Raw genomic sequence first — 6,215 nt, 5'->3', positions numbered from 1 at the left:
GGCAAAACGTCTTTGCTTTAACGCCGTGGCCAGCCAGCGGGTGATGAACAGGCTTTCCTGCGAGGCTGATATCACATTTCCGTCCTGTCGGGCCAGATGCCGGGCTATCAGGGCACACCAGGCCAGGTGGCCACTTTTCTCTGTCAGTGCAGCGGTATCCAGAATGACGCTCCCCGTCTGATGTCTCTGTATATAGTTAACCTGATGTTTATCAGTGATTTCCCGATACGTCTTCTGGCAGGGTAATGTTTTCTGTCCTGATGCGCAACGCGCATAAAGTCGCCAGCCTGACGGATATGTTGCACGGCAGGCTGCCGGCGACGAAAGCGCGGCGCAGCCGCCCGGGAACAAAAGGTTTCACCTGTCGACCCCTTCATCCTGATGAGCCAGACTCGCTGAATGCGAAGAAGAACAGACTTTGCGCTGTCGGGCGTGTACGCAGAACATATCGCGATATGACTGAGGCGAATGTGTGTCGTGGTGACTCAAGCTTAGGTCCCGCTGCGTGCAGTGGGAGGAGCCAGGGATCCGTCGTGGAACCCAATGAGTTGAAAAAACGATCGGAAATAACAGATGAGATTTCATCTGCACGTTGTTATAGTTACTATAGTTTTCAAAGACATAAACAGGAAAAAATGAAATGGGGTTTTTTAATTTTGTGAAAGAGGCAGGTGAAAAACTCTGGGACACAGTATCCGACCAGAACAACACAAACCAGGGGGAGAAACTACAGGCGCATATCAAAAACCTCGGTATTCCTGGCGCTGATAACGTGAGCGTGCAGGCGGGTGTTGAGGGTTCAGTCACCGTCACGGGGGATACGCTGACCCAAGAGCAGAAAGAGAAAATCCTGGTGGCTGTGGGCAACGTTGCCGGTATCGGCGTAGTGAACGATGCCATCACAACCACCGCTGGAACCGAAGCCAGCCGCTATTATACCGTCAAATCAGGCGACACACTGAGCGCTATCTCCAGAGCCATGTACGGCACTCCCAACGAGTATCAGCGCATTTTTGAAGCCAACAAACCGATGCTCTCACACCCGGATAAAATCTATCCGGGTCAGATGCTAATTATCCCTCACAAATAACCGGCCACCTAAAACCACAGGGAATTATATACCATGAGTTTACTTGATCAGATGGCCGGCATGCTCGGCGGAAAAATGGGGCAGTATCAGACGATCCTCACCTGGATTAATCAGCAGGGCGGTATTGACGGTCTGCTGGATAAATTCCGCAAAGGCGGTTTGAGTACCATTGTTGAATCCTGGCTCAGTAGCGGTGCCAGTATGCCCGTGTCAGCAGCACAAATTGAGTCGGTGCTGGGTACGCCAGCGATTGCTGAGCTTGCCGGTATGCTGGGGCTTGATACCCTCAAAACCTCATCTTTGATTTCTAAATATCTGCCTGAAATTGTCGACGGCCTGTCACCGGAGGGGAAAGTTGACGGTCAGCAGGATCTACTGACCGCTGGTATGAATCTGCTGAAAGGTAAACTGTTCAGCTAATAACACATCAGGCTACGGCATGACTGTGGCCTTTTATCCTAAGCTACTACCTCATCCCCCTCGCCGCATCCAGTTCAAATAGACCCACAGTCGGCTGGTCTTGCAATTTCCGTTGCCCGGCGCCAGCAGATTGGCGTTTGTATCATCCGTACTCACCTTCCGGACTGGAGCACATAGCGGTTCAGCGCCTCATACAACGGTCAGAGTTTGCCAGACATTGCATCCAGCGCTCCATTGTACTCCGGCTTAGCTGTACGTAAAAAACGTTCGGATGCAGGCAAGAAGAGAAAATAGCGCTGCATCCCAGCGTTAGAGATGAAAGCCCTCCGGTTTTTTACGCCTGTCGCTGGCGGCGATTTATCATAACTCCTCTATTGTAAGCATTTCTCAGGCCAGTCCTGACGTGCCTTTAACTCAGAAAAAGCAAAAGCAGCAAAACAAATAAAACGTGAGCACTATCACATTTATGTTCGTTGGGTGAAATTCACTCTTGTCAATCTACCTTCTGGTTGGTAGTCTAATTTCAACAACACGATACGCTGACAAAACACACAACCGAACATCAGGAGCATCATTATGAAAAACATCATCAAAACCACCATCGCCATCATCGCCCTTTCTGCCACCGCGCTGTCCTATGCTGCCAGCCCGCAGATGGTCTCCAGCAGCGAAGCTGTCTCACTGCAAAAAATTGGGGTGGTATCCTCCGGTGGCTTCACCAGCCTGGACAAACTCGATGCGTCGCTGGCTATGAAAGCCGCAGATGCCGGCGCCACCCACTACCGCATTATCGGCGCCTCGGGCAACAACAAACTCGGGGGATCTGCCATTATCTATCGCTGAGTCCGGTGGCAACATGTACCATCATACGTCACTCTGGCCTTCCGTATCAGGGAGGCCGGATACGACAACGCCCGGGGTCTGACTGACCGTCGGGCGTTGTCGTATCTGAAACAGTCAGGCACTCCGGTGCCGGGAGCGTAAATATGTCCACTCGCGACAAGCTGCTTGAGCTTGCCAATACCCTTATCCAGAAAAACGGTTATGAAGGTTTCAGTTATGCTGACCTGGCCCGTGAGCTGGGAATTCGTAAGGCCAGTATTCACCATCATTTTCCAGCCAAATCTGACCTGGGCCTCGCCTACTGTGAAAGCAAACGGGAAGCCTTCAGCGTGCTTGAGGCTCAGATACTGGCCCTTCCAGCCGGGCCGGCACAGCTACAGGCTTATCTGGAGGCCTTTTCCGGGTGTGCCCGTGACGACGAAATGTGCGGCGTGTACGCCATGCTCTCTGACAGCAACCTGTTCCCACCAGAACTGAAAACGGCAGTAAGTGAGTTGGCGGGTTATGAACTCCGTATTCTCGCCGATATTCTGCAGCGTGGCCGGGATGCGGGTACGCTGACATTCAGCACCTCAGCCCGGGATATGGCAATGATTGTCTGTAACGCGCTCAAGGGCGCTCTCCTGCTGAATCGTACACCGCCTCACGATGCCTGCGACCATACGGTAAAGGCACTTATGCAGCAACTCAGTACCCTGTAAAAACAGCCCGCAATTTGCGGGCTGTTTACTGCATCCCCATGACAATAACGTGACTTAATTCACAATTAATAACCAGACATCAATTTTATCTCTTGCGAAACTACCTTCTAGTTGGTAGTTTTGATTTCAACAACACGACAACTTGAAGAACCAGAACAAAAAACAGGGGCTCACCATGAAAACACTGATTAACGATGTTATCGCCATCTTCACCCGCAGACCTCACGGCCCGGTGATCGTGAAACAGGGCCTGACCGACGAGCAAAAAGCAGCGCTGGTACCCGTCCGTTCATTTTCGCTAGGTTGGATAAATTCAGTTGAAGATCTGGAGCGCGAGGTAGCCCGCCAGACCTGCGAAGCCGGAGCCGCCGGTTACCTGATTTCTGACTTTGAGCAGGGGCGTTTCATCCATGCCCGCGCCACCCTGTACGCATAACCCGCACAGGCAACCATTAAAAAAGGATATTGCCATGAACAATCAGCTTCACAACACCCTGCAGCGTCTGACAAAACAACTGTCCCGCGTGGATGTCATCGCCCTGCGCCTGTCCGTGATTTTTATCTTCGCCCTCTTTGGCACCTATAAGTGGTTTGCCTTTGAGGCCAGCGCCCTCGAGCATTTGTTGACAGGCACCTGGCTGGGCACCCTCTATCCGTATCTGGGTGTCCGGGGTGTCAGCTATGCCCTCGGCGTGGTCGAAAACATCACCTTGCTGGCACTGATTATCGGCTTCTTCCGCCCGGCTTTTGGTGCCGTGGGCGCGGTGATGGTCATCGGCACCGGTGTGGTTACCCTGAGTCTGCAGCCGCAGCTGGGTCGCATCGACAGCTTCATCATCAAGGACATTCTGCTGATTGGGGCTGGTCTGACCCTGCTACGTCATGACCTGCGACGTACGTTGATTCGTCAGAGAGTTATCTGCCTCCCGGGGCAGCGTGGTGAAAGCCCGTGGGCAAAAAATAAAAATGGAGAAACTGATATGACCGATGACAAAAACACAGTTCACTTTGGCGAGGTGGAGCTCCGGATCCTCAGTAACAGCGATGACCTGACACTGGCAGAACTGATTATTCCTGCAGGCGCAATAGCCAGCATCCATCAGCACCCTCACGAAGAAGTGAATTACGTGGTGAGTGGCATCATGGACTTTATGTGTGACGGCAAGGTGAAAACCCTGCATCCTGGCAATGCTATACGCATACCACCAAATCAGCCGCATAATATTACCTGTCATCCGGACTCCCCTGGCAAAGTGATTACGGTCTGGACACCATCACGTCAGGATTTGATCGCTAAGCTTGGGACCTGATTAAAACCGTCCAACTTTATGGAGTGGTTCACTCCCCAGGGAGACGAGACAACCGGCACTTACTCTTACGTTGCCTGTCACGCCGGTTTCTTCAATGTGTTAGATAGATAGTTTCTCACCCCGGCCTGAGTCACCAACTTAGACCGGCAGTAAAAAAACCGACCTCACCAGTCGGTTTTTTTCGTCTGAAATTTGCCCTCAGACTGTTCCCGCGCCACCTAGAAAAAAGCGTAATTCTGTCCAGCTGAATCAGAATTTTCTATTCTTGAAACTCGTATACATCATCATATAGCGCTTCAGATTACGCAATGTCAGCAGGCATGAAAGCGTTCTGAGAGACATTCATTTATTCCGGATGTAGTACAGCGTGAAAAGCTGGTATTTTCGGCTTGATGTATCAAATTCGGCTTTATGCATGCGATAGAAGCACAGATATCCTGAAAATTTTTTCCCGGATGCTGATATTCTTGCCTCTCCATCTTTTCCTCAAAGGGTACTCCCACCGATGAAGGTGGGGGAGGATGTCAAAATTCACATACAGAACCTGAGTCACCTGACTTAATCTGAACGGCTCGCCATAATCTTTAGCCAGTCTGTAAAATGCGTCACAATCCTGTACTGCCGTTAGGTCGGTATCAAACAAGACACACCGGAGACGGGCCGTGGGCAGAGTGGAATCGAAGTGCTTTGAATGTTTGCTGGCACCGGAACGTGCTGCCATAGGCTAAGACACTGTACCAAATGCGCGCGGAATAAGGATGTTCCATCGCGATTCACTTTCCGACAGCGATACAAAGCGAATCGCGCGAGCGAACGCATCACGCGGCATTTCACCTACCTTCATCTTCACCACTCCAGGCTTTTCACCAGCGAATCCTCACTCTCCTTTCCGGTGCAAAAAAACTGTGATGGTTAATGAAAATCATGCTTTTGTTTCAATATTGCGACGAACTTTGCATTTCTGAGTTGATCGTTTTTGCGCCACCGCCAGTTCCTGATAATCATGTAGCAACGATATATGGAACGATGTGCCGTTATATGGAACGCGATATTCAACTCAAATAAGAGATGCAAAATGACAAACGTGCTGCAATCCACCGGGGTTGTTTTTTCACTACTGAATTACTTCACCTTGCAAAAGCCCGCCTGGGGAGTCCGGGAGTTAGCCCGTGAAATTAACCGCAGCCCGTCTGTCATTCAGCGTGCGATTAACGTTCTGGAGCAGGAAGGTTTTTTGCAAAAAAATGCCATCAGTCGAAATTATCAGCTAGGTTTCCGCTGTATTGAGCTGGGCCAACTAGCCAATGCGACCTTGTCGTTTTCGGAAATGGCTGAGCAGTGTCTGAGACCCATAGTGGAGGAGAGTGGCGAAACTGTTTTCATATACCGACGTCGCGACGATTTTTCAGTTTGCAGTTTTATTCTTGAAAGCCCTGGGCATATCAGGTTTACCGCGACAGTAGGCGAAAGAATTTATTTGCATCAGGCACCTTTCACACAGATAACCCTCGCGTTGATGCCTGAAGATCAGCAGGAGGCCTATTTTGAACGCCATCTTTTGCATTCTGATGATGCGCTAAAAAGTACGTTAACGGCTTGGAAAAAAAAAGGTTATTCGAATTCAAGTGAAGCGTGGCAACCCCACACGCAGGGAATCTCTGTGCCGCTATTCAATCTGCGAGAAGAAGCCGTGGGTTCTTTATGTATTGCCGCGTCAAGCCAGCGCGGAGAACTTATTGAATATAAAGATTTGTTGTTGTCCGCAGCGAACAAATTAAAAAATATCATGTAACACGCACCGTATTTTCAACCATGGTTGGCAATGCACTAAAAATATAATATTAATAGGTG

At 50.3% G+C, this 6,215-nt stretch carries 7 protein-coding genes and 2 pseudogenes; 8 read left to right on the top strand and 1 reads right to left on the bottom strand.

Translation table 11 applies throughout. The features are described 5' to 3' along the window. Positions 1 to 351 (bottom strand): annotated as a pseudogene (locus tag FH968_RS23980) (hypothetical protein); the annotation flags it as partial. 289 nt (positions 352 to 640) lie between these two features. Between FH968_RS23980 and lysM the strand changes: the two are divergent. The 8 genes and pseudogenes from lysM to FH968_RS21655 all read left to right on the top strand — a co-directional run bounded on the left by lysM (position 641) and on the right by FH968_RS21655 (position 6,156). Beyond that, positions 641 to 1,090, top strand: a complete 450-nt coding sequence (gene lysM, locus FH968_RS21685; protein ID WP_139883269.1) for a peptidoglycan-binding protein LysM — start codon at positions 641 to 643, stop codon at positions 1,088 to 1,090. A gap of 33 nt (positions 1,091 to 1,123) precedes the next feature. Further along, positions 1,124 to 1,510, top strand: coding sequence for a YidB family protein (locus FH968_RS21680; RefSeq protein WP_139883267.1), 387 nt, complete (start codon positions 1,124 to 1,126; stop codon positions 1,508 to 1,510). 576 nt (positions 1,511 to 2,086) lie between these two features. Then, positions 2,087 to 2,353, top strand: a complete 267-nt coding sequence (locus FH968_RS21675; protein WP_139883265.1) for a YdgH/BhsA/McbA-like domain containing protein — start codon at positions 2,087 to 2,089, stop codon at positions 2,351 to 2,353. A 143-nt stretch (positions 2,354 to 2,496) separates the two neighbouring features. Beyond that, complete coding sequence (locus FH968_RS21670; RefSeq protein WP_139883262.1) at positions 2,497 to 3,054, top strand: TetR/AcrR family transcriptional regulator; 558 nt, start codon at positions 2,497 to 2,499, stop codon at positions 3,052 to 3,054. 175 nt (positions 3,055 to 3,229) lie between these two features. Continuing rightward, entirely contained in the window at positions 3,230 to 3,490 is a 261-nt protein-coding gene (locus tag FH968_RS21665) for a DUF1471 domain-containing protein (RefSeq protein ID WP_139883260.1), read from the top strand. Between the two features lie 34 nt (positions 3,491 to 3,524). Then, a pseudogene (locus FH968_RS23970) lies at positions 3,525 to 3,956 on the top strand (DUF417 family protein); the annotation flags it as partial. Positions 3,957 to 4,034: 78 nt separating this feature from the next. Continuing rightward, on the top strand, positions 4,035 to 4,364 hold the full coding sequence (locus tag FH968_RS23965; protein WP_223271364.1) for a cupin domain-containing protein: 330 nt from the start codon (positions 4,035 to 4,037) through the stop codon (positions 4,362 to 4,364). Between the two features lie 1,075 nt (positions 4,365 to 5,439). Further along, the gene (locus tag FH968_RS21655) at positions 5,440 to 6,156 is read left to right on the top strand and encodes an IclR family transcriptional regulator (RefSeq protein WP_189389298.1); all 717 of its coding nucleotides are present in this window, start codon (positions 5,440 to 5,442) and stop codon (positions 6,154 to 6,156) included. Positions 6,157 to 6,215: the final 59 nt, after the last annotated feature.

The sequence above is a fragment of the Buttiauxella sp. B2 genome (genome assembly GCF_006376615.1).
Classification (GTDB): Bacteria; Pseudomonadota; Gammaproteobacteria; order Enterobacterales; family Enterobacteriaceae; genus Buttiauxella.
This window is presented reverse-complemented; position numbering and strand designations above follow the sequence as displayed.

What these genes read in the sequence shown, in the direction of transcription:
- lysM (WP_139883269.1), top strand. Translation starts at nt 641, where the DNA reads ATGGGGTTTTTTAATTTTGTGAAAGAGGCAGGTGAAAAACTCTGGGAC.
- FH968_RS21655 (WP_189389298.1), top strand. Translation starts at nt 5,440, where the DNA reads ATGACAAACGTGCTGCAATCCACCGGGGTTGTTTTTTCACTACTGAAT.
- FH968_RS23965 (WP_223271364.1), top strand. Translation starts at nt 4,035, where the DNA reads ATGACCGATGACAAAAACACAGTTCACTTTGGCGAGGTGGAGCTCCGG.
- FH968_RS21675 (WP_139883265.1), top strand. Translation starts at nt 2,087, where the DNA reads ATGAAAAACATCATCAAAACCACCATCGCCATCATCGCCCTTTCTGCC.
- FH968_RS21665 (WP_139883260.1), top strand. Translation starts at nt 3,230, where the DNA reads ATGAAAACACTGATTAACGATGTTATCGCCATCTTCACCCGCAGACCT.
- FH968_RS21670 (WP_139883262.1), top strand. Translation starts at nt 2,497, where the DNA reads ATGTCCACTCGCGACAAGCTGCTTGAGCTTGCCAATACCCTTATCCAG.
- FH968_RS21680 (WP_139883267.1), top strand. Translation starts at nt 1,124, where the DNA reads ATGAGTTTACTTGATCAGATGGCCGGCATGCTCGGCGGAAAAATGGGG.